20 protein-coding genes are annotated in these 23182 nt (G+C 65.0%); 13 read left to right on the top strand and 7 right to left on the bottom strand.

Annotated features, from left to right (window positions below):
* Positions 1-17 precede the first annotated feature (17 nt).
* Together cydC and cydD are read right to left on the bottom strand one after the other, a co-directional pair.
* Entirely contained in the window at positions 18-1661 is a 1644-nt protein-coding gene (gene cydC, locus KJP30_RS05440) for a thiol reductant ABC exporter subunit CydC (protein ID WP_218447968.1), read from the bottom strand.
* Positions 1658-3289, bottom strand: coding sequence for a thiol reductant ABC exporter subunit CydD (gene cydD, locus KJP30_RS05435; protein ID WP_218447967.1), 1632 nt, complete (start codon positions 3287-3289; stop codon positions 1658-1660). The genes cydC and cydD overlap by 4 nt, the downstream gene beginning before the upstream one ends.
* Before the next feature lie 122 nt (positions 3290-3411).
* Here cydD and KJP30_RS05430 point away from each other — a divergent pair, with 122 nt between their 5' ends.
* Positions 3412-3888: an Rrf2 family transcriptional regulator gene (locus KJP30_RS05430; RefSeq protein WP_218447966.1), complete on the top strand. Its 477-nt coding sequence runs from the start codon at positions 3412-3414 to the stop codon at positions 3886-3888.
* A 12-nt stretch (positions 3889-3900) separates the two neighbouring features.
* Here KJP30_RS05430 and KJP30_RS05425 read toward each other — a convergent pair whose 3' ends face one another.
* Positions 3901-4383: a MarR family winged helix-turn-helix transcriptional regulator gene (locus tag KJP30_RS05425; protein WP_218448436.1), complete on the bottom strand. Its 483-nt coding sequence runs from the start codon at positions 4381-4383 to the stop codon at positions 3901-3903.
* 210 nt (positions 4384-4593) lie between these two features.
* Here KJP30_RS05425 and ectA point away from each other — a divergent pair, with 210 nt between their 5' ends.
* The 4 genes from ectA to KJP30_RS05405 are packed head-to-tail and all read left to right on the top strand — an operon-like array spanning position 4594 to position 8293.
* Positions 4594-5124, top strand: a complete 531-nt coding sequence (gene ectA, locus KJP30_RS05420) for a diaminobutyrate acetyltransferase (protein WP_218447965.1) — start codon at positions 4594-4596, stop codon at positions 5122-5124.
* A gap of 52 nt (positions 5125-5176) precedes the next feature.
* Positions 5177-6463 carry a diaminobutyrate--2-oxoglutarate transaminase gene (gene ectB / locus KJP30_RS05415; protein WP_218447964.1) on the top strand — a complete coding sequence of 429 codons (1287 nt, stop codon included), beginning with the start codon at positions 5177-5179 and terminating at the stop codon, positions 6461-6463.
* Positions 6464-6468: 5 nt separating this feature from the next.
* The gene (locus tag KJP30_RS05410; RefSeq protein ID WP_218447963.1) at positions 6469-6870 is read left to right on the top strand and encodes an ectoine synthase; all 402 of its coding nucleotides are present in this window, start codon (positions 6469-6471) and stop codon (positions 6868-6870) included.
* Positions 6871-6874: 4 nt separating this feature from the next.
* Positions 6875-8293: an aspartate kinase gene (locus KJP30_RS05405; RefSeq protein ID WP_218447962.1), complete on the top strand. Its 1419-nt coding sequence runs from the start codon at positions 6875-6877 to the stop codon at positions 8291-8293.
* A gap of 103 nt (positions 8294-8396) precedes the next feature.
* Here KJP30_RS05405 and KJP30_RS05400 read toward each other — a convergent pair whose 3' ends face one another.
* The 3 genes from KJP30_RS05400 to KJP30_RS05390 form a co-directional block, all read right to left on the bottom strand.
* On the bottom strand, positions 8397-9716 hold the full coding sequence (locus KJP30_RS05400) for an O-antigen ligase domain-containing protein (protein WP_218447961.1): 1320 nt from the start codon (positions 9714-9716) through the stop codon (positions 8397-8399).
* Between the two features lie 3 nt (positions 9717-9719).
* Complete coding sequence (locus KJP30_RS05395) at positions 9720-11168, bottom strand: GumC family protein (protein WP_218447960.1); 1449 nt, start codon at positions 11166-11168, stop codon at positions 9720-9722.
* A 130-nt stretch (positions 11169-11298) separates the two neighbouring features.
* Positions 11299-11913, bottom strand: a complete 615-nt coding sequence (locus tag KJP30_RS05390) for a response regulator transcription factor (protein WP_218447959.1) — start codon at positions 11911-11913, stop codon at positions 11299-11301.
* Between the two features lie 263 nt (positions 11914-12176).
* Between KJP30_RS05390 and KJP30_RS05385 the strand changes: the two genes are divergently transcribed.
* The 3 genes from KJP30_RS05385 to KJP30_RS05375 all read left to right on the top strand — a co-directional run bounded on the left by KJP30_RS05385 (position 12177) and on the right by KJP30_RS05375 (position 16718).
* Positions 12177-13556 carry a WecB/TagA/CpsF family glycosyltransferase gene (locus tag KJP30_RS05385; RefSeq protein ID WP_246594355.1) on the top strand — a complete coding sequence of 460 codons (1380 nt, stop codon included), beginning with the start codon at positions 12177-12179 and terminating at the stop codon, positions 13554-13556.
* 111 nt (positions 13557-13667) lie between these two features.
* Positions 13668-14177, top strand: a complete 510-nt coding sequence (locus KJP30_RS05380; protein ID WP_218447958.1) for a putative pterin-binding protein — start codon at positions 13668-13670, stop codon at positions 14175-14177.
* Positions 14178-14210: 33 nt separating this feature from the next.
* Positions 14211-16718, top strand: coding sequence for an ATP-binding protein (locus KJP30_RS05375; RefSeq protein ID WP_218447957.1), 2508 nt, complete (start codon positions 14211-14213; stop codon positions 16716-16718).
* Between the two features lie 4 nt (positions 16719-16722).
* On the opposite strand, the gene KJP30_RS05370 is transcribed toward KJP30_RS05375, so the two are convergent.
* Positions 16723-17949, bottom strand: a complete 1227-nt coding sequence (locus KJP30_RS05370; RefSeq protein ID WP_218447956.1) for a polysaccharide biosynthesis/export family protein — start codon at positions 17947-17949, stop codon at positions 16723-16725.
* Positions 17950-18129: 180 nt separating this feature from the next.
* Here KJP30_RS05370 and KJP30_RS05365 point away from each other — a divergent pair, with 180 nt between their 5' ends.
* The 5 genes from KJP30_RS05365 (at position 18130) to KJP30_RS05345 (ending at position 23121) form a co-directional block, all read left to right on the top strand.
* Positions 18130-19359: an oligosaccharide flippase family protein gene (locus KJP30_RS05365; RefSeq protein ID WP_425515697.1), complete on the top strand. Its 1230-nt coding sequence runs from the start codon at positions 18130-18132 to the stop codon at positions 19357-19359.
* 4 nt (positions 19360-19363) lie between these two features.
* A complete protein-coding gene (locus tag KJP30_RS05360) occupies positions 19364-20281 on the top strand; it encodes a glycosyltransferase family 2 protein (RefSeq protein WP_218447955.1) in 918 nt (305 codons plus the stop codon).
* Positions 20282-20293: 12 nt separating this feature from the next.
* The gene (locus tag KJP30_RS05355) at positions 20294-21286 is read left to right on the top strand and encodes a glycosyltransferase family 2 protein (protein ID WP_218447954.1); all 993 of its coding nucleotides are present in this window, start codon (positions 20294-20296) and stop codon (positions 21284-21286) included.
* A 27-nt stretch (positions 21287-21313) separates the two neighbouring features.
* On the top strand, positions 21314-22318 hold the full coding sequence (locus KJP30_RS05350; RefSeq protein ID WP_218447953.1) for a glycosyltransferase family 4 protein: 1005 nt from the start codon (positions 21314-21316) through the stop codon (positions 22316-22318).
* Between the two features lie 77 nt (positions 22319-22395).
* The gene (locus tag KJP30_RS05345) at positions 22396-23121 is read left to right on the top strand and encodes a sulfotransferase-like domain-containing protein (protein ID WP_218448433.1); all 726 of its coding nucleotides are present in this window, start codon (positions 22396-22398) and stop codon (positions 23119-23121) included.
* Positions 23122-23182: the final 61 nt, after the last annotated feature.

The following is a 23182-nucleotide window of genomic DNA, read 5'->3' as shown; positions in this document are numbered from 1 at the left end:
TGCCCCAATACGGGCTGTCAGGCCGTCAGCGCGACGCGGCAGTCGGCAAAACCGGTTTCCTCGGGCCGGTGCGCCGCCATGAGGATTGCGGCCCGGGGCAACGCCTGCCGGACACCGGCCAGCACGGCGCGGGCGGTGTCGCTGTCCAAACCTTCGGTCGGCTCGTCAAGGATCAGCAGGGCAGGGCGGCGCAGCAGCGCCCGCGCCAGTACGAGCCGCCGTGCCTCGCCGCCGGACAGGCCCGCGCCGCGAAAGCCCAGCCGCATGTCCAACCCGCCCCGGGCGGCGATGGTCCGGTCCAGACAGGTGGCGCGCAGCGCATGCCACAGGTCGTCATCGGTGGCGTCGGGCGCGGCCAGTCGCAGGTTCCCGGCCACGGTGCCCGCGATCAGCGCATGGCGTTGTGGCACCATGGCGATCCGGTCGCGCCGGATCTGTGGCGACATCTGTGCAAAAGGCACGCCACCAAGGCTCAGATCGCCCGAAGAGGGGGGCAGTTCGCCTGCGGCCATCAAGAGAACGGTACTTTTGCCGCAACCGCTGGGACCGGTCAGGGCAAGCGTTTCGCCCGCCCGAAGGTGCAGGTCGAGCGGTGCAAAAAGGGGCGTGCCACCGGGGCGGGTATATTTGACACGGCGCAGGTGCAGATCTGTGCCCCGAGGGGCCAGCCCCGAGGCGGCGGGCGAGTTCAGGTGACCAAGCGCGGGGGCGACCCGGCGCGCGGCGGGGATCATGCGGCCGATCTCGGCCAGGGCGCGGCGCACCGGAGCGACGGTTTCCCCCAGCGCCAGCGCGACGAAAACGCCAATGGCGGCGCGGGCCGGGGTGATCTGATCTGCCTGCGCCAGCGTGGCCCCGATGGCCAGAGTGGCGGCGGCAATGGCTGCGCCGATCAGGTCCAGCGCCAGCCCCATTTGGCGTTCGATCCGGTCGGTCCGGGCCTGCGCCGCAGCGTGCCGCGAAATGGCAGTGGCGACACTGTCCCGCGCGTGGGGAAGCTGGCCAAGAACGGTCAGGTCGTCGCGCGCCGCTACGAGGTCGATCAAGCGGCTGCGCAACGCCATCAACCCGGCTTCGGCCTGACGCGATGGCGCGCGGGCCAGACGTTGCCCGGTCAGAAAGATCACCGTGGGGAGCCCGGCATAGCCCGCGCCCACCACCAGCGCGACCGAAGGATGAACGAGGAACCACAGCGCAAGGCTTGACATCAGGATCACCGCCAGCCCGGCCAGCCCCGGCAGGATCAACCGCAGGGCCAGCCCGTCCAGCGCGTCGATATCCGCCGTCACCCGGTTCAGCACGGCATTGGCCCGCAGCCGTTCCAACCGGCGATAGGGGCTGGCCAGCAAGCCCTGCAAAAGGCGCACCCGTAGCCGCGACAGGGCGCGCAGCGTGGCGTCATGCGTCGTCAGCCGTTCTCCGTAACGGGCCGCGGTGCGCCCCAGCGCCAGAAAGCGGACCATGGCCGAGGGAGCAAAGACATTGAACAGCACGCCAGTGCCCGCAAGACCAGAGGCGGCAGCGGCGGTGATGAACCATCCCGACAGACCCAGCAGGGCGGCCCCCATGGCCAGCACGGCGATCGACAGGGCAAAACCGCGCAGAAAGGACCTGCGCTCACCCTGCCAAAGCAGGGCCATGATGCGGATCATGGCGGTCATCCGAGAGGCTCCATTTGCAGGACGCGGGCCATGCGACGCACCAGACGCGGGTCATGTGTTGCGACAATCAGGGTGCCGCCGTCCGCGGCAAAATCCATCAGCCCGTCGATCACCTCTGCGGCGGTCTCAGCGTCCAGATCGGCGGTCGGCTCATCCGCGAGCAGAACGTCGGGCGCGCCGTTCAGCGCGCGCGCCAGCGTGACGCGCCGCGCCTCGCCCCCGGAGAGTCCCGCACCGCGTTCGCCCAAAGGGGTCAACATCCCGCGCGGCAAGGCGCGGATGACGCGGTCCAGTTGCACCCGGCGCAGCAGATCGGGATCCGGTGGCGCGCCAAAGCCGATGTTGTGCCGCAGCGAGCGGTTGAGGAAATGCGGCGCCTGCGGCATCCAGCCGATCCGCGCGCGCCATGCATCGGCGGTGCTGTCGTCCAGCGGCATGTCACCGATCAGGATCTGACCGGTCGAGGGGCTCTGCAATCCCGCAAGCATCCGCAAGAGCGTGGTCTTGCCGGTGCCGCTGGCGCCGGTCAGGGCAAGGGTGTCGCCGGGGCGGATCCGGGCATCGGGCCAGCGCAAGGTCTGGCCCTCCCGGTTCAGCGTCAGACCCTGCCATCGCAGCCCGCCAAACCTCACCCCGGGGCGGTGTGTGCCGCTGCCCAGCCGCGCCGGGCGTGCCTCTTGACGCCATTGGGTCAGTTCGTCCTCGACGGCGGCGGCGGCGGCCTTGTCGTGCCAGGCAGCGGCCAGATCGCGCAGGGGCTGAAAGAACTCTGGCGCCAGCAGCAACAGGAAGAGGCCGGCAAAAGGCGTCAGCGGTGCGCCCCATGTGCCCCAACCGATCTCTCCGAGCAGTGAAAAGCCCACCCAGACGGCGACCATGGCCACACCAAGCGCCGAAAACAGCTCCAGCACCGTGGAGGACAGAAAGGCGATGCGCAAAACGGCCATGGTGCGCAGGCGCAAGCGGTCGGTGGCCTTGGCAAAGCCTGCGATCACCGCTGGTCCGGCCCCGATCAGCCGCAGGTCCGCGAGGGCCGCCAACCGGTCGGCCAGCAGGTCGCTGAGAGTGCCGATTTCGGCCATTTGCCGGGCGCTGGCCTCTTTCGCGGCCCAGCCAACCAGCGCCATGAACAGCGGGATCAGCGGCCCGGCCATCAATAGAACAAGGGCAACGGCCCAGCTGAAGTAGGCGGCGATGACAAGGATCAGCGGCGGCAAGATCATGACCCGCAAACGGGCCGGGCGATAGCGTAGCGCGTCGGGGCGCAAGGCTTCGAGTTTTTCCGTCGCCAATGCGGCAATGGCCCCGGCGCCGCCGGTTTGCGATGGGGCGGCGGCGGCGGTTTCGGCGGTCAGGATCTGGGTCCGCAACGCGGAAATGCGTCGCGTCGCGGTATCGGACAAGTGGCGCTGGGCGGCGGCGTCCAGAAACGCGCGCAGGCCGGCAAGGGCGAATACCGCACATCCCGCGATCACCGGCGACAGGCGCGCTTCTGCGGTCAGAAGATCGGCAAGAGCAAGGGCGATCACCGCTGCCTGCACGGGCCAGATCAGTACCGCAGCCAGTGACAGCATCGCCCCCCGGCGCGGAGCGGAGGATTTGCCATAGCCCTGAGAAATCCGCATCATGGATATGCCTTTGAATCGCGTCGAACAGGCGGTATCCCATTCGCGACCGGTGCGACCTGATCTGGATCAAGGTAAGTCACACCAAAGATGCGAAATATATTCGGACCCGAGCGAGAGAAGCCATGCGCCTGACCATACGGACCAACCTAGCCGCGCGCGTGCTGATGTACTGCGCTGTCAATGATCGGACCCTTGCCCGCACCTCTGACATCGCCACCGAATGCAATGCATCGACGAACCACGTGGCGCGCGTGGTCCAGCAGTTGCAGGCCGAGGGCTATATCGAAACGCTGCGCGGGAGATCGGGTGGCCTGCGTCTGGCGCGCCCGGCGGACAGGATTTCGATAGGCGCGGTCTTTCGCCTGTTCGAGACGGAAATCCCTTTCGCCGAGTGTTTTGACCCGGAAAACAACAGCTGTCCCCTGATCGGGGTCTGCCGTCTGCGGGGGTATGTGACCCGCGCGCTGGAGGCGTTCTATCATGAACTGGACATGGTCACGCTGGATGATCTGGTGCGCGGCAACTGCGGCCTGATCGAGCTGCTGTCAGCGGGACCGTCTATCCCCGACAATTGTTCCGGCGCGGCGCAGGAGAGCTGACACCCGAGGTAATCAGTGATCCAGCGGGCGTTTCAGTTCGCCCGTGTCCAACACCGGCGAGGCGTCGATGTCTTCGGCGTCCAGCATGGCCGCGACCCGCTCCAGACTGGCCACCAGCATCGATTGTTCCCAATCTTCCATCGCATCGAACTTGCGCACAAAGCGCTGTTGCAGCGGGTCCGGGGCCTCGGCCAGTGTGGTGCGGCCCTTTTGGGTGATGTGAATGTCCGTCTGGCGCCGGTCAGTGGCGGATTTTTCGCGCACCACCATGTCCTGCCGCACCAATTTGTCGACCAGCGAAGTCACCGTCGCCTGTGACACGCGCATCCGCACCGAGATCTCTTTCGCGGTGGCATGGCCCTTTTCGGCGATGATCTGAAGCACACGGAATTGCACGGCGGTGATCCCCGCCGACTGTTTCAATTCACGTCCGTAAAGCTCTGTCGCGCGCAGGATACGGCGAATGGCAATCAGGCAGGTATCGACGCGGTCCATCAAGAGTCCATTGGTTAGCATACCAAAGAATATAGGGGTTTCGCAGGGTATTCAACCGTTTCTTGCTTTGATTTGCTAAGTGAAAATTTGGCATGTGCTTTGAAATTATGAAGTAAAATCAGCGCAAGAAAGAAAATTTGCTTCGACGGTTGAAATTTTCCGGGGTGCGGGCTACTTCGATTGGCGAAGCAATCATGGAGACTGCAACCGATGCAACACCCGCGCGATATCGCCCGTTCGTCCCTGCCCAGCCTGCGGTGCCCTACTGCGGAAGACGGGGCGGCGATCTGGGAGCTGGTACGCTCGTGCAAGCCGCTCGACGAAAACTCGATGTACTGTAACCTGTTGCAGTGTGATCATTTCGCCGACACCTGCGTCGTCGCCGAACTGAACGGCGCGGTGGTGGGCTGGGTCTCTGCCTATGTCATGCCCAACGATCCCGACACGCTGTTTGTCTGGCAGGTCGCCGTGTCTGAAAAGGCGCGCGGGCTGGGTCTGGGCGGGCTGATGCTGCAATCCATCCTCGACCGCGATGTTTGTGCCGATGTGACCCGGATGCAGACCACGATCACCGGCGACAACGATGCCTCCTGGGCGCTGTTCCGCAAGTTCGGCCGGTCGCAGGGGCGGGGTCTGGACGTTCAGCCCTATTACACGCAGTCGCTGCACTTTCGTCAGCGCCACAAGACCGAGAACCTCGTGACCATCAAGCTGTCCGAGGAATTGGCGCAGGCCGCCTGACCGGCCCGCCAAAGTCACCCTTTTTTTGATCACGAAAACCCGAGAAAACCTGATGTCATCACAGACCTTTCACCCGACCATCTTCAAACGACGGGAATCGGAGGCGCGCAGCTATTGCCGCGGATTCGATACCGTTTTCACCACCGCGCTTGGGTCGGAAATGACCGACACTGCCGGGCGGACCTATATCGACTTTCTCGCTGGCTGTTCCTCGTTGAACTATGGCCACAACGATCCGGACATGAAGGCCGCCCTGATGGCGCATCTGTCCGAGAACGGTGTGACCCACGGGCTGGACATGCATACCGGCGTCAAGGCGCGCTTTCTTGAAACCTTCGAGGAGGTGATCCTCAAGCCGCGCGGCATGAACCACAAGGTCATGTTCACCGGCCCGACCGGCACCAATGCCGTCGAAGCCGCGATGAAACTGGCCCGCAAGATCACCGGCCGCCAGAACGTGATCGCCTTCACCAACGGCTTTCATGGCATGACCATGGGCGCGCTGTCGCTGACCGGCAATTCCGGCAAGCGCGACGGTGCGGGCACACCGCTGGGCGGAACCACGCATATGCCGTTCGAAGGCGCCTTTGGCGATGAGATCGACAGCCTTGAGATCATCGAACAGATGCTGTCCAACCCTTCGTCGGGTGTGGACGCGCCCGCGGCCTTCATCATCGAACCCGTGCAGGGCGAGGGCGGTCTGAACGCGGCTTCCAAGGAATTCATGCAGGGCATCGCCCGGCTGGCCAAGGAACATGGCGCGCTGTTCATCGTCGATGACATTCAGGCGGGCTGTGGCCGTACCGGCACCTTCTTCTCGTTCGAGGATATGGGAATCGAGCCGGACCTGATCCCGATGGCCAAATCGCTGAGCGGTATGGGCCTGCCTTTCGCGGCGCTGCTGATCAAGCCAGAACTGGACATCTGGAAACCGGCCGAACACAACGGCACCTTCCGCGGCAACAACCACGCCTTTGTCACCGCCCGCGTGGCGATCGAGAAGTTCTGGAGCGACGACGGTTTCCAGAAGGACATCGCACGGCGCGCCAAGACCGTGGAGCACGGGCTGGAAACCATCGCCTCGATGGTGCCGGGCGCCAAGCTGAAGGGGCGTGGCATGATGCGCGGCGTCGATGTCGGCTCGGGCGATCTGGCGGCAGCCATCTGCGCCGAGGCCTTTGAAAACGGTCTGATCATCGAAACCTCGGGCCCCGAGGATGAGGTGGTCAAGGTTCTGGCCCCGCTGACCACACCGGATGAACAGCTCAAGGATGGGTTGAACATCCTCATCGACGCGGCGCGCACCGTCCTGTCGGCACAGAAGATCGCAGCGGAGTAACAGGTATGATTGTCAGAGACTTCGAAGAAATCAGCAAGAACCAGCGCGACCGGGTCGTCTCGGACGCGAAATGGACCAGCGTGCGGATGCTGCTGGCCGATGACGGCATGGGGTTTTCGTTCCACATCACCTTCCTCGAAGCGGGGTCGGAACATGTGTTTGAATACAAGAACCACTTTGAAAGCGTCTATTGCATGCAGGGCAAGGGCTCGATCACCGATCTGGCCACCGGCGAGGTCCATCAGATCAAGCCGGGCGTGATGTATGCGCTGGACCAGCACGACCGCCACCGCCTGAAGGCGGATGAGGAACTGGTCATGGCCTGCTGTTTCAATCCGCCGGTCACCGGGAACGAGGTGCACCGCGAAGATGGTTCCTATGCCGCCCCCGAGGAGGTGGAGGCCTGAACAGATGACCCATACTGTTGAAAAGATCGGCGGGACAAGCATGTCCCGCCTCGCGGAACTGCGGGATACGCTGTTCCTGAAAGACGGCAAGCCGGAATATGGCCGCGTCTTCGTGGTGTCGGCCTTTGGTGGCATCACCAACCTGCTGCTGGAGCATAAGAAAACCGGCGAGGCGGGCGCCTATGCGCGTTTTGCCAATGCCGAGGACGACCACGGCTGGCACGATGCGCTGAGCCGCGTCAGCCAGGCGATGATCGAGGCTCACGAGGCGGTTCTGGATCATCCCGGCGACGTGGAACAGGCCACGGCCTTTGTGCAGGAACGTATCGAAGGCGCGCGTAACTGCCTGATCGATCTGCAACGCCTGTGTTCCTACGGGCACTTTCGGTTGAATGCACATCTGCTCCACATCCGCGAGCTGCTGTCCGGTCTGGGCGAGGCGCATTCCGCACTTGTGGCGGTCTTGCTGCTGCAAAGGGCGGGCGCAGACGCGCGGCTGGTCGACCTGACCGGCTGGCGCGATGAAGGCGAGGTATCGCTGGACGAACGGCTGGCGCGCGGCATGGAGGGGATCGACCCTTCGACCGAAATGCCGATCGTCACCGGTTATGCCCAGTGCCGCGAAGGTCTGATGCGGGAATTCGACCGGGGCTATTCCGAGGTGACGTTCTCGCAGCTTGCCGCCCAGACAGGGGCGCGAGAGGCGATCATTCACAAGGAGTTTCACCTGTCCTCTGCCGATCCCAAGATCGTGGGCGCGAGCAAGGTGCGCAAGCTGGGCCGGACCAACTATGACGTGGCGGACCAGATGGCGAACCTCGGGATGGAGGCGATCCATCCGTCGGCGGCCAAGACCCTGCGTCAGGCCGGCGTTCCACTGCGGGTGACCAATGCCTTTGATCCGGGCGATCCGGGCACGCTGATCGACGATCAGCCCGCCGATACGCCGGGCGTCGAGATCGTGACCGGTCTGGATGTCTTTGCGCTGGAGGTGTTCGAGCAGGACATGGTGGGGGTCAAGGGGTATGACGCCTCGATCCTTGATGTTCTGACGCGGCACAACGTGCGGATCGTGTCCAAGGTCTCTAACGCCAACACGGTGACGCATTATGTCGACACCACGCTGAAGGCGCTACGCCGGGTCGAGTCCGATCTTGCCGAACGCTATCCGCAGGCCGAGATCAAGACGCGCAAGCTGTCGCTTGTGTCGGTTGTGGGCCGCGATCTCAGCGGTTTGTCGGTGCTGCAACGCGGGCTGGAATCCTTTGCCAACAGCGGCATCTATTCGGTTGGCGCGAGTCAGGGGCCGCGCAACGTGGATACCCAGTTCATCCTCGAACGGGGCGATATGTCCAAGGCCATCAAGAGCCTGCACGACGCGTTCTTCGACGATGAGAAAGCAGAGGTCGCGCTGGTCGCCTGACGGGCGGCGTGGCCGGAATGACAAACGGGCCTGTGACGGGTCCGACAGGATTGGGCCGGCCCTGTGTGGGCCGGTCTTTTTTTGCGCCCGGGCGCCCGGTGGATCAGGCGGGTTGCGCGGTGGCAAGGGCGCGCTCGGCCCGCTTTTCGGCCTTTTCGTCGGCCAGTTCGCGGGCATGGATGCCCAGAACCACCAGCGCGGGCCACAGAAGGTAGACCTCGATTTCTAGGTTCTCGCCCATCGACAGCAGCACGATCACCATCATGATCCCCAGCGGCAGGCGGCCGCGTGGACCGCGCGCCGAATCCCACAGCGCCAGCAGCGTCTGCCAGACCAGCGGCACCAGCAGGGCAAAGAAACCGGTCAGCCCTTTGACAAACAGCAGGCCGTACCACGTGTGATGGCTGCCGATGGGCATGTATTCCACAAGGTGCGGGCCGGGATGCACGGTGCCATGACCGAACCAGACGGCCTCGTTTTCCCAGCGTTCATGGGCGATGCGTTGCAGCGTTTCGCGGACGCGGGTGCTGTCGGCGCGCGCGCCCTTGAAGGCGGCGACGAAGGCCTCGATCTTTTCGCCCAGCCAGCCGCCGATGACCGACAAGGTGGCCGTCATTGCCGACAGTGCCATCCATGCCCAGACCTTGAAGACCAGCGGCATCATGCGCGGGCCGATGGTGCAGGCCACAAGTCCCACCAGACCCATGCGCGACTTTGATGCAAGGATCATCAGCACGCCCGCGGCCACGCCCATCATCATCCACTTGCGGTTCTTTTCCTCCAGCGCGAACAGCACCTGCACCACGCCCAGAAGTGCGGCAAAGGGCGACCAAGGTGCATAGAACTGCCAGCGCGGGGTCCAGCTTGCCGGGTCGTAGGTGAAGAAATAGACCGAGAAATACTCGGGGCCCGGGCCGCCAATGGCCTTGAGCGGGGAGGTAAAGATCTTTTCCGGCATCCCGATATAGGGCGCGGCGATCAAGACCGGCGCAAGGATCAGCGTCCACATGCCCAGCCGGCATTGCGCGCGCACCAAGACTTCGCGGCGGATCGGCAGAACGGCCCCGATCAGCGGGAACAGCGCCAGCAGCGCCCAGCCCTTGGCCCAGCCGATCGAGGATTTGATCGTTTTCTTGGTCCCCAGCGCCCAATCCATGTGACCGGCCCACAGCGCCACCAGCATGACGATCATGCCGATGATCCAGCCCCAGATGATCGGCGGGATACCCCCGGTGGCGCGCAGGTCTTCGCGCACCGCCGGCCCAAGGTACAGCGACAGCGCCGCCAGACCGCCCATCGTCCAGGCCAGAACCGGGCCGACCACGTAAAGCGCCCCGAAAAGGTAGAACACCCAGGTCAGGACGATGATCTTGTAAAAGGCGCCCTCGGCGGGGTTGCGGGGCAGGACCGGATCGGGCGTCATGGCTTACTTGTCCTTCTTGACCAGCAGCTTTTCGATCAGCGGCTTGCGCAGCCAGCCCAGCATCAGCCCCATGAACAGCATGAAGGTCGCGGCGCCCCCGGCGGCGATGGCCAGCTTGCGCTTGGGCGAGGTCGGCTCCTCGGCCAGCGTCGGATCCTCCAGCACCTGCACCAGCGGATACGAAGCGTAGATGTCCGCTTTCGAGGACTGCGTGCGCGCGATGGCAGAGGCAAAGACTGCCTCGGCCACGTTGAAATCGCGCTGCATGTCTTCCAGACGGGCGGCGGCGGGGGCCAGGGCGTCCAGACGCGCGGTTTCCGTCTGTAACTGGGCGCTCAGTTCGGCAAGCTGCGCGGCAAGTCCGGTGCGTTCGGCCTCTTGCCGGACAAGATCGGTCAGCAGGTCGGTGCGACCACCGTTGGCGGCACGTTCCAGATCCAGCGCGTTGCCGGTGATTTCGGCCACCAGCGTATCGGCATCGGAGCGCGCCTCGTCATGGGCGGCCTGTGCGCTCAACACGCGGGGATGGCGCGAGCCATAGCGCGACCGCGCATCGGCAAGATCGGCGGCGGCCTCGGCCATGGTTTCCAGCAGCGCAAGGTAATTGCTGTCGGCGTTGACCCGCAGGATCAGCGCCGCGCGTTCCGCATCGGTGCCCAGCCGGGCCTCCAGCCGGGCAACGGCGCCTTCGGCGCGCTGCAACTCGGTGGTCAGGCGATCGGCCTGTGTGCGCAGGGCGTCCAGTTCGTCCACCTGTCGTGCGTATTGATCGACCGAATACAGCCCGGTGGATTTCTGCAGCAGGGCGATTTCGTCCCGCGTTCCCGCGACCGAGGCCTGATATTCGCGGATCGCGTTCAAGCCGCCGCCCTCGCGCGTGGCCAGTTCATCGGCCCGCAGCCGGTCGATTTCCTCGAAGAAGGCGGCCAGCAAGGCGCTGTTGCGGTCGCGGGCGTCCTCGGGTGTGGAGCCGGTCATTTCCACGTGGATAAAGGCGGTCTGGTCCACCAGCCGGATCTTGGGCTGGCCAAAGGCGCGCCAGTCGACGCCATGCCGGTCGGCGGCATCCTTGAGAATGCGGCCCGCACCCAGCAGGCGCTTGTAGGTTTCCGTCGGGCTGATCGAGTTCGAGGCAAAGGCCGAACTGGCAAAGGACGAGGCCTGCCCGATGTCCGCAAGGTTGACCGAGGCCGAGGCCCCGGACCCCGGCAGGATCAGCGACATGTGGCTGGAAAAACTCAGCGGCGCGGTCTTGAGATAGCCGGTGATCGGCGCCCAGATCGCGGTCGAGCCCATCAGGAAGATGCCGGCGTAACGCGGCAGGCGGCCAAGATCACCGGCGCGGCCACCAAGGAACAGGCGCTTGATCGACAGCTGCCGCAGCGGCGTGCGGATGATGGCGGGCACCTTGCGGCGGCGCGGTTCGGGGGCGAATGTGTCCTGAAGGGTCATGGCGGGTCTCCTTTGACCGAAGACCTACAGGACGGGGCCGCGCATGGCTTGCACGCGGGGGGAGGGCGCAGGGGCGCATCCGGCCCGTGACCCTATCCGGGCGGATAGGGTGCGCCGGAAACAAGCCCAGTCAGAACAGCCCGGCTTCGCGCGCGGCCAGCGCTGCCTGCGTGCGGTTGTTGACCTCCAGCTTGCGATAAAGCGTCTTCATGTGCAGCTTGATGGTCGGTTCGGTCAGGCCAAGGTCGCGGGCGATTTCCTTGTTGGACTTGCCTTCGCCAAGCCCCTTGAGAACATCCATTTCGCGCGGGGTCAGTTTTTTGGCTAGCGGATTGGTTTCCTCGGCCTCGGGTGCGGTCATAAAGTCGATGGGCGCGTATTTCTCGCCCATGGCCATAAAGCGCACCGCGTTCACCAGCGATTTGGCGGGCAGCGTTTTGGGCACGAAACCGGCGGCCCCCATTTCCAGCGCCTGTTCCGCGATTTCGCGCGTGGCCTCGCCGGAAATCAGGGCAACGCGCTGGCCGCCTTCCATCTCCAGCGCCTCTTTCAGGCTGTCCAGCCCCATCATGCCCGGCATCTTGTAATCCAGCAGCACAAGGTCATAGGGGGCATCTTCGCGGATACGGGTCTGTGCCTCGGGATAGCTGGCGGCGGTGCCGATCTCGAAGCCCTGCTCGGCGCCCAGAAAGGCGACCAGCGTATCGCGCAGAAGGTCATGATCGTCGGCAATCAGAATTCGCATATCGGTACCTTACTGGATCAGGCGCAGAGTTAAAGCGCTGCTCTGCGGTCTTCGTTACGCCTTTCGCAGGGCAAGGCACAGGGGGAAATGGGGGGCGCCCTATGCCACGGTATAGGCCGACCGATCCGGATGGGGCGGCGGCGCTGGCCGCTTGGGGGGCGGGGCCATGCCTCGGCGCCGCTGACTGTCCGATGGCGGGAATTGAGGCAAAGCGGCCGAATGGGGGAAGCATTGGATCAAATCCAGCCCAGGAGAATCCGACAATGCACGCCTATGCCTCTGACGCCTTCACCACCGCCACCCCCGTTGCCCTGCCGATGCGCCGCCGCACCGTCATGGGGCTGCCGTTGGTGGATGCCACCACGGCCCAGACGGTCGAGGCGTTGCTCGACGGGACGGCACGTCGGGTTTATTTCCTGAATGCGCATTGCGCCAATGTCCGTGTCCGCAACAGCGCCTATGCCGCGGCGCTGGAAAACGCCGACATGGTGCTGCCCGATGGCATCGGTGTGGAACTGGCGGCCCGCATGACCGGCAAGGGCCTGACTGAAAATCTCAACGGCACGGATTTCACCCCGGAACTGCTGCGCGCAGCCGCGCGACAGGGCAAGTCGGTCTATCTGTTCGGGGCCAAGCCGGGCACGGCGGAGTCGGCGGCCCGCAAGCTGGCGCTGACCATTCCCGGCCTGCGGATCGCGGGCACCCGTGACGGATACGAAGGTGCCGCCGACAGTGAGGCCGCCATCGCCCACATCAACCGCTCTGGCGCGGACATCCTGCTGGTTGCCATGGGCGTGCCGATGCAAGAGTTGTGGATCGACCGGAATGCCGAGAAACTTTCGCCCCGGCTGATCCTTGGCGTCGGTGCCTTGTTCGACTTCCTTGCCGGCAACGTGCGCCGCGCGCCGGAACTGGTGCGCAAGGCCAAGGCCGAGTGGGTCTGGCGGCTTGCGATGGAACCGCGCCGCATGGCGAACCGCTATCTCGTGGGCAATTTCACCTTTCTTGCGCGGGCGGCCCGTCATGCGCTGGGCACCATTCGCAAGGACGTTGCGGTGAAACGCGCCTTTGACGCCTTTTCCAGCGCCGCGCTGATCCTTGCGGCGGCGCCGATCCTGTTGTTGGTGGCGATGGTGATCCGGCTCGACAGCCGCGGCCCGGTGTTGTTCCGGCAGGTCCGCGTGGGTGAAAACGGCGAATTTTTCACCATGTACAAGTTCCGCTCGATGCACGTCAACGCAGAGGCGCGCCGCGCCGAGCTGGAGGCCAACTCGGACCGCGAGGGCATCTGTTTCAAATCCCGCCACGATCCGCGCGTCACCCGCATCGGTCGTATCCTGCGCCGTTACTCCATCGACGAACTGCCGCAGATCCTGAACGTTCTCAAAGGTGACATGTCGCTGGTCGGCCCGCGCCCGGCGCTGCCCAAGGAGGTTGCCGCCTATCCGGCCCGCGCGCTAGAGCGTCTGAACGCCAAGCCGGGCATCACCGGGTTGTGGCAGGTTTCGGGGCGGGCGGACATCGGGTTCGACAAGATGATCGACATGGACGTCGCCTATGTGCGTTCGCGCAGCCTGCTGCTGGACCTGTTGCTGCTGGCGATGACGGCACGCGCGGTGATTTCGGGGCGGGGGGCCTATTGATCGCCACCGCTACGCTGCCCTATCCAGATGGATAGGGCGGCAATCCGAAAGTCCCCATGCTCTATTAAGGCGGCTATGGCACAAGTGAATCGAACCGGAAGGATTTTGCGAATGACGTCTTTGAGCCTTGTTTCAGCCGCCTGCGGTACCGTCCTGCTGGCGGGTGCCGCTTTTGCACAGGATCTGCCGGAACCGCGCGGGCCCGTGGTTCTGACCGTCACCGGAGAGATAGGGCGCACCAACGGCGACGGGGCCGCGCGTTTCGATCTCGACATGTTGCGGGCCATCGGCGAGACGGAGATTGTCACCGATACGATCTGGACGGCGGATACATCGACCTTCACCGGGGTCGAGCTGGAGGATCTGCTGGATTACCTTCAGGCCGACGGGGGCGAAATCGAGGCCCGCGCCATCAATGATTACGCCGTCAGTGTGCCGGTAGCCGACGGCGTGGACGGTGGACCGATCATCGCATTCGAAATGGACGGCAAGATCATGTCGCGCCGGGACAAGGGGCCGCTGTGGCTGATCTATCCCTATGCCGCGTCCTCTGAATACCGGACAGAAGTCATCTACGCGCGCAGCATCTGGCAATTGGACCGGATGGACATTCGCAAGTAAGGCCGCAACGCCGGCCCAGGGAACGGACAGGCTATGAAATTTCTCGGTTTGTTTCGGCAGGGCGGGCGCGCGATCTTTTTCGGCGTCGCATTGCTCTGCGTTGTGGCCATCGGCATTCTCGCCGTCGAGATCGTCCGCGATCTGCGGCTGCTGAACGATGCGCGGTCGGACAACGTGCAGTGGACCCTGTCACAGGCCGAAGTCGAATTCCTTGAACTGCTCTACGAGGTGGAACATGCGCAGCTGGATCAGGGCGCTGATCTCGACTCGCTGAAAGAGGAATACGACATTTTTTACAGCCGTATCCAGACTCTGGCCAACAGTCGGATCTATACGGATCTGCGCGGCTTGCCGGATTTCGGCGCGCCGCTTGCCCGCATTCAACAGACGCTGGCCGCCTCTGTTCCGCTGATCGACGGCCCGACAGAGGCGCTGATCGCCGATCTGCCGCGGCTTGAGGACATGTTGCACGATGTGCGCGCGGACTTGCGGGCGCTGGCGACCTCGGGGCTGGATTTCTTTGCCCGGCAATCGGACGCACAGCGCAATTCCGTGGCCGTAACGCTGATGCGGCTGGCTCTGCTGACGGTGATCCTGGTGCTGGTTCTGTTGTTTCTGCTGCGCCTCGCCCAGACCGCCTCGCGTCAGACAGAACGGCGCGGGCATGAGCTTTCGGCCGCCTATGCACGCCTGAACACGATCCTCGACACCTCGCTGGATGCGGTGATCGTGGCGGATATGAAAGGGGACATCCAGCGGTTCAATCCGGCGGCGGAACGTATTTTCAAGTACCAGACGCAGGATGTGATCGGTCGCAATATCGGCGCCTTGATCGTGCCCGAACATCTGCGCGCGGCCCATGATGCGGGCATGGCGCGAATGCACAAGACCGGCGAACGCCGCGTGGTTGGCCATGGCCGTGTCCGGCTGGAGGGGATGCGCAGCACCGGAGAGATCTTTCCCGTGGAACTGGCGCTGGAGTCGGCCAACACCGGCAGCGAAGAGATCGTGATCGGCTTTCTGCGCGACATCTCGCACCGGGTGGCGGCGGAAAACGAACTGGTCGAAGCCCGGGACAAGGCGTTGGCCGGGGAACAGGCCAAGGCCGATTTTCTTGCCATGATGACCCATGAAATCCGCACGCCCCTGAACGGGGTGCTGGGTAATCTGTCGCTGCTGGAAGAAACGCCGCTGACCCCGGTCCAGTCGCGGTATGTCCACAACATGGCCGTATCGGGCAAGCTGCTGATGTCGCATGTGGACGCGGTGCTGGATATCGCGCGGTTCGAATCCGGGGCCAGCACCTCGCAGGAAGAAACAGTGCATATCGGGCGACTGGTGCAGGATATCGTCGACAGCCAGACCAGCGCGGCAGAGGCAAATGACAATGTGCTGGAATGGGGTTGGGTGGGCCGGCCTGCCGATTGGATCCTCGTGGATTCCTCGCGCCTGCAACAGGTGCTGCTGAACCTTATCGGCAATGCCATCAAGTTCACCCGCCATGGCCGCATTCAGGTTGAGATCGAGCGCTGCGAACCCGAAGAGGCGGGCGGAAACGAGCTGTGCCTTGATTTCCGGATCATCGACACAGGGATCGGCATCGCGGACGAGGATCTTGACCGCGTGTTCGAGGATTTCCAGACCAGCGGATCGAAACAGGATCACGGGCTTCCTGGCACGGGTCTTGGCCTGGGCATTGCGCGGCGTTTCGTGACCGCCATGGGGGGCGAAATCGGTGCCGAAAGCACCGTCGGCGAAGGCAGCGTCTTTTGGCTGCGGTTGCCGGTTGTGCTCTCTGAACCCCAGCAGCAGGTCGAACAGGCGCCGAAACCGGCTGGCCCGGTCGTCGATCGCAACATCCTGTTGGTCGAGGACAACGAGATCAACCTGCAACTGGCGCGCGATATGCTGACCCTGCTGGGCCATCGTGTCAGCGTCGCCCGTGATGGCCGCGAGGGCGTCGAGGCGGCAGAGGCAGAGCGCTACGATCTGATCCTGATGGACATTCGCATGCCGGTCATGGACGGTCTGGCGGCGACCAAGGCGATCCGCGAAGGGCAGGGCGCAAGCCGCGATGTCCCCATTGTCGCGCTGTCGGCCAATGTGCTGCCAGAGGCCAAGGAACGGTTCATCAAAAGCGGCATGTCCGATTTCCTTGGCAAGCCGCTGATGAAAGACGAACTGACTCAGGTCATCGCCAGATTTTGCAAGGATGCGCCGCCATCCGCCGAGCCGAAACCGCAGGCGGTCGCGCCGGAACCTGTTGCGGATGATCCCATCGCGGCGCTTATGGCGCGGTATCTGGACGAAACCCGCGCGCTGTTCGATTGGCTGGAAAGCAAGCCCGGAGACTGGACGGAAATCGCCAACCGCGCCCATCGCATCGCCGGCAGCGCGGCGGCCTTCGGTCAGCCGGATCTGCGCATGGCCCTGCTGAAGGTCGAAACCGCGGCCGAGGCAGAGGATGCCCCGGCGCTGGCCGATGCGGTGGTCAAGGCGCGCAAGGCCTGGGCCGAGGCGCCGGAACCCAGCGTCGCCTGACGTCTCAGCGCGCCAGAACGGCCACCGCGCCCACGGCCCCCAGCACGCGGGCGACCTCGGTCACATTGGTGACGCTGCTGTCGTAACAGGCGATGGCATCGCCGGGCAAAAGATAGGGGTCATAGTCGTCGCGGTCGCCCCGCCGCAGCATGTCCTCGATCCGCCGTTCGATCACGATTGACACGCCGGTCATCGGATCGCGTGTCAGCAACAGGGCCGAACGATGCGCGCTGGACGCGCGCGCACCGCCAACACAGTTGGTGTCTACAACCGCCTGCATGAACCGCGTGCCATAGGGCACTTCGCGCACCTCGCGGCCGATGGCCGACGGTGCATTGCCGGTGGCGGGCACCGTCAGATTCGACAGGAACAGCGAGATCCCCGGCGGGCTGACCGGGCTGGGCCGCATCAGGTGATCCTGAAAACACATGCGCGAGGGCACGACGATCTCGTCCCCGGTGATCAGCATGACATCCACCGCGTGACGCCCCTCGAACACGCCGCGCATGTCCAGCGTATAGCTGCGCCCGCCGCGGATCAGCCGCACCGCCGACAGGTCGGCATCGGGCCGCACCCCGCCGACGGACCGCAGCGCGTCGGACATGTTGCGCGCATCGGTCGAGGCGCCAAGCGCCGCCTGCCGCACCGTGTCGATCCGGTCGCCCGCACCGCCGATTTCCGAGGCATGCGGTTCAAAGACCGCGCCGGACACCGCCACGCTGATGCCCGAGAAATCCTTGACCCGCACCGACAGGCGCGGCGCGCTGTCATAGAAACCGTCCGACAGCAGGGCCCGCGTCAGGTCGCGTTCAATATCGGCGGTGCTGCGCCCCTCGGCCTGAATCGGGTCAAGGTAGGGCAGCTTGATCAGCCCATCGCGGGAAATCACGTAGTCGCCGGTAAAGGTCTCGTCATCGACCACGCGAATATCCAGCAGGTCGTTGCGTGACAGCCGTTCGCCGCGCAGCACGACTTCGACCAGCCCGCTGCCCTTGGCGGTGCCGTTGCCATGCGCCCCAAGGTAGGGTTTGCACCGTTCCGCGTTCATCCGTGCCGACACAAGATGCATCCGGTCGGTGCTGCGGGGTGGTGGATCGCGGTACTGCGCCTGATAGGCGCGTCCGCTGGCCACGGGGGGGATGTTGTCAGGGGCCTTGATCGGGCCGCAGGCGCTTGCCGTCAGCCCCAGGGCCAATCCCGCCATCAGCGCATGTGTCCGAAACTGCACCATGTTTTCCTCGTCCTCGACTGCTCGTGCCGGTTTGTGATCCGCGAAAGCGTTACGGCGGATAGCGACCCTATCCTTTCGGATTGGGTCGATCCCGTCCGCGCCCCTTTTCCGTCCTGCCGCGCGCACGACTTGCGCCCGCGCCCCGGCCTATACCTTGGCCACACAATCGGAGAAGCGACCGTGCCGCGCAACAGATCGACATTCATCAGCCACCTGATGGCCTACGGAGCCTCCGAGGTTGTGACAAAGCTGTCACGCCTCTTCGTGGTGATCGCCGTGGCGCGCGTGCTTGACCCCGAACAGATCGGCCTTGCCGCCGCGGCGCTGGCCACCGGCGACATCCTCAAGGCGCTGACCGAAAACGGCGTGGTGCAGCGCATCATCGCCGCCCGCGAAGACGATCTGGACGCCACCTGCAACACCGCGCATCGCCTGTTCTGGATCTGGTGCCTTGGCCTTTTCGCCGTGCAGGCCGCCGTCGCCGGTGTCTATTTCGGGTTTGGCGGTTCGGTCACGGTGGCCGCGTTGATCCTGCTGCTGGCAGGCGAATACCTCTTTATGCCGGGCGGGCTGGTGCAGGTGGCGCTGGCCATGCGCGCCGGCAAGATGCGCCAGACGGCGGCCATCGCGGGCACGCAGGCGGTTTCGGCCAACCTGTTGTCCGTGGTGCTGGCGATTGTCTGGCCGGGGGCAATCGCGCTGGTTCTGCCGCGTCTTCTGACGGCGCCGGTCTGGCTGGTGGCGGTGCGCCGCCTGCACGGTTGGAGTCGCAATTCCGCCGCCGGTTTCGCGCCGGTCCGCCCCTTCATCGGCTTTGGCTGGGCGGTTCTGGGGGTCGAGATCGTCAAGGCGCTGCGCCTGCAAGCGGACAAGCTGCTGGTCGGCATTCTGCTGGGACCGCAGGCGCTGGGCCTCTATTTCATGGCCTTCAACGCCGGCCTCAGCCTTGCGACCTCGTTTTCGACCGCCTTCGCCGCCGTTCTCTTTCCGCATCTCTGTGCCAGCGATGACCGTTCCGCCGCGCTGCGTCAGGGGCTGATCCTCTCGGTCGCGCTGGTTGCTCCGGTCGTTACCCTGCAAGCGATCCTTGCGCCCTGGTACGTGCCGATGCTGCTGGGCGAGAAATGGGTGGAGCTGAGCGGCATCGTCTCGATCCTCTGCCTTGCCGCGATCCCCACCATGCTCTGGACCGGAGCCGCCGGCTGGATGCGCGCCGAGGGCCGTCCGCAGCAGGAACTCAAGGGCACGGCCATCATCACCGCCGCGCTGCTGGTCAATACCGCCGCGCTGGCCGGGCAGGGGCTGGAGGCCGTCGCGCTTGGCTATCTCGCCACCGCCTGCCTGACCATGACCCTGCTGTCATGGCCCGCGCTCAACACCGCTTTCCTTCCCGCTTTCAAAAAGGCCTGACCCCATGCGCTTTTCGATCGTGATCCCCGCCTTCAACGCCGCCGCCACGCTGGCCCAGACGCTGGACAGCCTTCAGGCACAGACCCTGACCGATTGGGAGGCCCTTGTGGTCGACGACGGGTCAAGCGACGAAACCGCCGCGCTGGTGCGCGGCTATGCCAAGGCGGACGCCCGCATCGTCCTGCTGCGCAATCCCGGCAAAGGCCCCAGCGACGCCCGCAACTTTGGCGCGCTGCGCGCCCAGGGCGAAATTCTTGCCTTCTGCGATGCGGACGACCTGTGGGAAGCGGACAAGCTGATGACGCTGGCGGCCGCTTTTACCGCTCGTGCAGGCGACGCGCTGTTTGGGCAGATCGCTTTCTTCAACGAGGATCCGACCCGGATCACCACCCAGTCCACCGTGCCCGAGGGCGAGGTGACCGTTCAGATGCTGCTGGGGGAAAACCCGGTCTGCACCATGTCGAACCTTGCCATCCGCACCCGGGCCTTTGCGGCGCTGGGCGGGTTCCGGTCGGACATGGTGCATAACGAGGATCTCGAATTCCTGATCCGCCTTGTGGCCGAAGGGTTCTACCTGCGGGGCATCGACCAACTGATGGTGCGTTATCGCGCCAGTGCGGGCGGGCTTTCGGCCGATCTGCTGAAGATGCAGAAGGGGCGTGACGAGGCGCTAAAAACCGCGCGTGCCTATGGCATCCGTCCCGATGCCCGCGCCGAGGCGGTCCACCTGCGCTATCTCGCGCGTCGCGCCCTGCGGCTGGATCACGAACCGCGTCTTGCCCGCCGTCTTGCCTTGCAAGGTGTGGCGCAGGCGCCCGCCGCCTTTCTGCTGCCGTTGCGCCGGGGGCTTGCCACCGCCGGGGCTGCGCTGATCGCCCCCTTTTTGCCCACCTGTGTGCGCCGCGCGCTGTTCGCCCATTAAGGAGCCTGAGCCATGCCTTTCGCCTCGATTGTCGTTCCCTCGTTCAACGCCACCGCGACCCTGCGCCCGACGCTGGACTCCCTGATGGTGCAAAGCTATCGCGATCTTGAGATCATTGTCGTGGACGACGGTTCCACCGATGAAACCGCCGAACTGGCGGCCAGCTATGCCGCCCGTGACAAGCGCATCCGCATCGTCCAGCAAGCCAACCGCGGCCTTGCCGGTGCGCGCAACAGCGGCATCGCCGCCGCGCGGGGCGAGGTGATCGGATTTTGCGACGCGGATGACCTGTGGATGCCGGGCAAGCTTTCGGCGCATGTGGCGCATCTGGCCGCCGCGCCAGAGGTCGGCCTCAGCTATTCCGGTTCGGCCCTGATCGACACCGAGGGCAAGCGTACCGGCCACGCACAAACGCCGCGTCTGCGCAATGTCACCGCCGCACATGTGTTCAAGCGCAACCCGGTGGGCAATGGGTCGGCCCCGGTCTTTCGTCGCGCGGCGCTGGACGCGCTGGCATGGCGGCCGCGGTTCGAAAAGACCCGCGACTGGGTTTTTGACGAATCCTTCCGCCAGTCCGAGGACATCGAGTGCTGGACCCGCTTTGCCCTGACCACCGACTGGCGGGTCGAGGGCGTTGCCGGGCTGTTGACCTGCTACCGGATCAATCCCGGTGGCCTGTCCGCGAACACCGAGGCGCAGCTTGCCTCGTGGGAGCGGATGGTCGACAAGCTGCGCCCCGTCGCGCCCGCGTTCTTTGCCCGCCATGAAAGCGCCGCGCGCGCATATCAGCTGCGCTATCTCGCGCGCAGGGCGGTCAGCGATGCGGACGGTGCCACCGCGCGTGCCTTGATCTCCAATGCGCTGCGCCTGTCCAAGGCACCGCTGCGCGAGGAACCGGTCAAGACCGTGACCACTTGGGCCGCCGCACAGGTCCTTGACCGTGCGGGCCCCGCCGCGCTGAGCGCCGCCAAGTCCATTCACCCGAAATTCCGCAGCGCCCGCTGACCCCTGATTTTGCCCAAGGATACTGCCATGACCACGCGCCCCCATGTTCTGCACCTGATCGATGACACCACCGCCGGAGGCGTGATGCGCGTCCTAGATCACATTCGCAACTGCCCTCAGATGGCACAGGATGCGATCCACAGCCTGCAACCGGTGCGCCGGGGCAAACCCTTGCCCGCGGTCAACGCCGATCTGGTCGTGTCGCACCTGACGGTGAACTGGCGCGTGTTGCCGATGCTGATCCTGTTCCGCGCCCGCCACGCGACCACACCGCTGGTGCATGTCGAACACAGCTATACCGAGGCGTTCACCGCGCTGAACGTCGGGGCCAAGGCGCGGTTCCACACGCTGTTGCGCACGGCCTACGCGCTGTTTGACCGCGTGGTTGCCGTCAGCGAAGGGCAGGCCCGCTGGATGCGGTCCCGGGGTCTGGTACGCGACAATGGCGTGCAGGTGATCCGTTCGGTTGTGGACCTGTCCGGGTTCCGCGCCCTGCCGCGTCCGCAGGCTCCGCGTCGCACCATTGCCGCCATCGGACGGCTGGACCGGCAAAAGGGTTTTGACCGGCTGATCCCGGCGTTCAAGGCGCTCAAGCGCGCCGATGTGCGGCTGGACATCTACGGCGAGGGTGCCGAGCGCGCCGCGCTAGAAGACCTGGCCGCCGGGGATTCCCGTATCCGTTTCATGGGGCATGCCGCGTCGCCGCAGGATGCCATGGCGGCGGCTGACGTGGTTGCCATGCCGTCGCGCTGGGAGGCCTTTGGCCTTGTCGCGCTGGAGGCCCGCGCCGCCGGTCGCGCGCTGGTCACCTCGGGTGTGGACGGTCTGGCCGATCAGGTCACCGGCACGGTGGAAACGCTGCGCAATGCCTCGACCGACGGGCTGGCCGCCGCGCTGGGCCGTGCGCTGGACGCAAAGGCGATGGACTCTGATCCGACCAAAGGCGCCGAGGCCGAATTCGCCGCGGGCTGGGGGCGGATCATCAAGGAACTGGTAGGGCAGGCAGGCACTGGCATCGCCAAGGTGGCCTGACCGCTCGACGCGGGCGTCAATTGGGCGCATGAATGACGGATGACACAAAGCACCACCACTCACGGAGCGGCCAGATCGTGAATATCGCTTGCTGGTCTGGACCGCGCAACCTGTCGACCGCGCTCATGTACTCCTTTGGCGCCCGCGCCGACTGTGGCGTGTGGGATGAACCCTTCTACGCCGCATACCTGGCACGCACCGGGTTGAAACACCCGATGCGTGCCGAAATCCTGGCGGCGGGCGACCCTGACCCCAATCACATCGCCCGCCGTGCAGGCGCGCCTGCCCCGATGGGGCAGGCGCATTTCTATCTCAAGCTGATGACACATCACGTGCTTGAAGGCGACAGCCTCGACTGGGCCGCCGATGCGACACATGTCTTCCTGATCCGCGATCCGGCACGGGTCTTGGCCAGCTATTCCGCCAAACGCGAGAACCCGACGCTGGAGGACATCGGTTTTGCCCAGCAAAGCGCGATCTTCGACGAAGTCCGCGCCCGCGGCTGGCGCTATGCGGTGATCGACAGTTTCGACATTCGTCGGGCACCGGAACCGGCGCTGCGTGCATTGTGCGGGGCAATCGGCCTGCCATTCGATCCCGCCATGTTGACATGGCCCGCGGGCGGACATCCCGACGATGGTGTCTGGGCCCCGCATTGGTATGACGCGGTCCATCGCTCAACAGGGTTTGCCGGGGCAGAGGGGCCGTTGCCCGTCGTGGACCCCGCCTTGGTTGCCGTCCACAAGGCCGCCTTGCCACATTATCAGCGAATGAAGGCCGAAACCCTGTCGATTAGCGCTTGAAAGCCGCTTGCGCGCGCGTGCTTCGGGCAATAGAAGGTGCCAAATTCGCCGACCACACGCG

It is taken from the genome of Antarctobacter sediminis, assembly GCF_019218285.1.
Taxonomy (GTDB): Bacteria; Pseudomonadota; Alphaproteobacteria; order Rhodobacterales; family Rhodobacteraceae; genus Antarctobacter; species Antarctobacter sediminis.
Note: the sequence above shows the minus strand (reverse complement) of the source record. Positions and strands in the feature narration are given on the sequence as shown.

Bases quoted from the DNA above. Each gene is read 5' to 3' on its own strand.
- cydC (WP_218447968.1), bottom strand. From the start codon at position 1,661: ATGACCGCCATGATCCGCATCATGGCCCTGCTTTGGCAGGGTGAGCGC.
- cydD (WP_218447967.1), bottom strand. From the start codon at position 3,289: ATGATGCGGATTTCTCAGGGCTATGGCAAATCCTCCGCTCCGCGCCGG.
- KJP30_RS05430 (WP_218447966.1), top strand. From the start codon at position 3,412: ATGCGCCTGACCATACGGACCAACCTAGCCGCGCGCGTGCTGATGTAC.
- KJP30_RS05425 (WP_218448436.1), bottom strand. From the start codon at position 4,383: ATGGACCGCGTCGATACCTGCCTGATTGCCATTCGCCGTATCCTGCGC.
- ectA (WP_218447965.1), top strand. From the start codon at position 4,594: ATGCAACACCCGCGCGATATCGCCCGTTCGTCCCTGCCCAGCCTGCGG.
- ectB (WP_218447964.1), top strand. From the start codon at position 5,177: ATGTCATCACAGACCTTTCACCCGACCATCTTCAAACGACGGGAATCG.
- KJP30_RS05410 (WP_218447963.1), top strand. From the start codon at position 6,469: ATGATTGTCAGAGACTTCGAAGAAATCAGCAAGAACCAGCGCGACCGG.
- KJP30_RS05405 (WP_218447962.1), top strand. From the start codon at position 6,875: ATGACCCATACTGTTGAAAAGATCGGCGGGACAAGCATGTCCCGCCTC.
- KJP30_RS05400 (WP_218447961.1), bottom strand. From the start codon at position 9,716: ATGACGCCCGATCCGGTCCTGCCCCGCAACCCCGCCGAGGGCGCCTTT.
- KJP30_RS05395 (WP_218447960.1), bottom strand. From the start codon at position 11,168: ATGACCCTTCAGGACACATTCGCCCCCGAACCGCGCCGCCGCAAGGTG.
- KJP30_RS05390 (WP_218447959.1), bottom strand. From the start codon at position 11,913: ATGCGAATTCTGATTGCCGACGATCATGACCTTCTGCGCGATACGCTG.
- KJP30_RS05385 (WP_246594355.1), top strand. From the start codon at position 12,177: ATGCACGCCTATGCCTCTGACGCCTTCACCACCGCCACCCCCGTTGCC.
- KJP30_RS05380 (WP_218447958.1), top strand. From the start codon at position 13,668: ATGACGTCTTTGAGCCTTGTTTCAGCCGCCTGCGGTACCGTCCTGCTG.
- KJP30_RS05375 (WP_218447957.1), top strand. From the start codon at position 14,211: ATGAAATTTCTCGGTTTGTTTCGGCAGGGCGGGCGCGCGATCTTTTTC.
- KJP30_RS05370 (WP_218447956.1), bottom strand. From the start codon at position 17,949: ATGGTGCAGTTTCGGACACATGCGCTGATGGCGGGATTGGCCCTGGGG.
- KJP30_RS05360 (WP_218447955.1), top strand. From the start codon at position 19,364: ATGCGCTTTTCGATCGTGATCCCCGCCTTCAACGCCGCCGCCACGCTG.
- KJP30_RS05355 (WP_218447954.1), top strand. From the start codon at position 20,294: ATGCCTTTCGCCTCGATTGTCGTTCCCTCGTTCAACGCCACCGCGACC.
- KJP30_RS05350 (WP_218447953.1), top strand. From the start codon at position 21,314: ATGACCACGCGCCCCCATGTTCTGCACCTGATCGATGACACCACCGCC.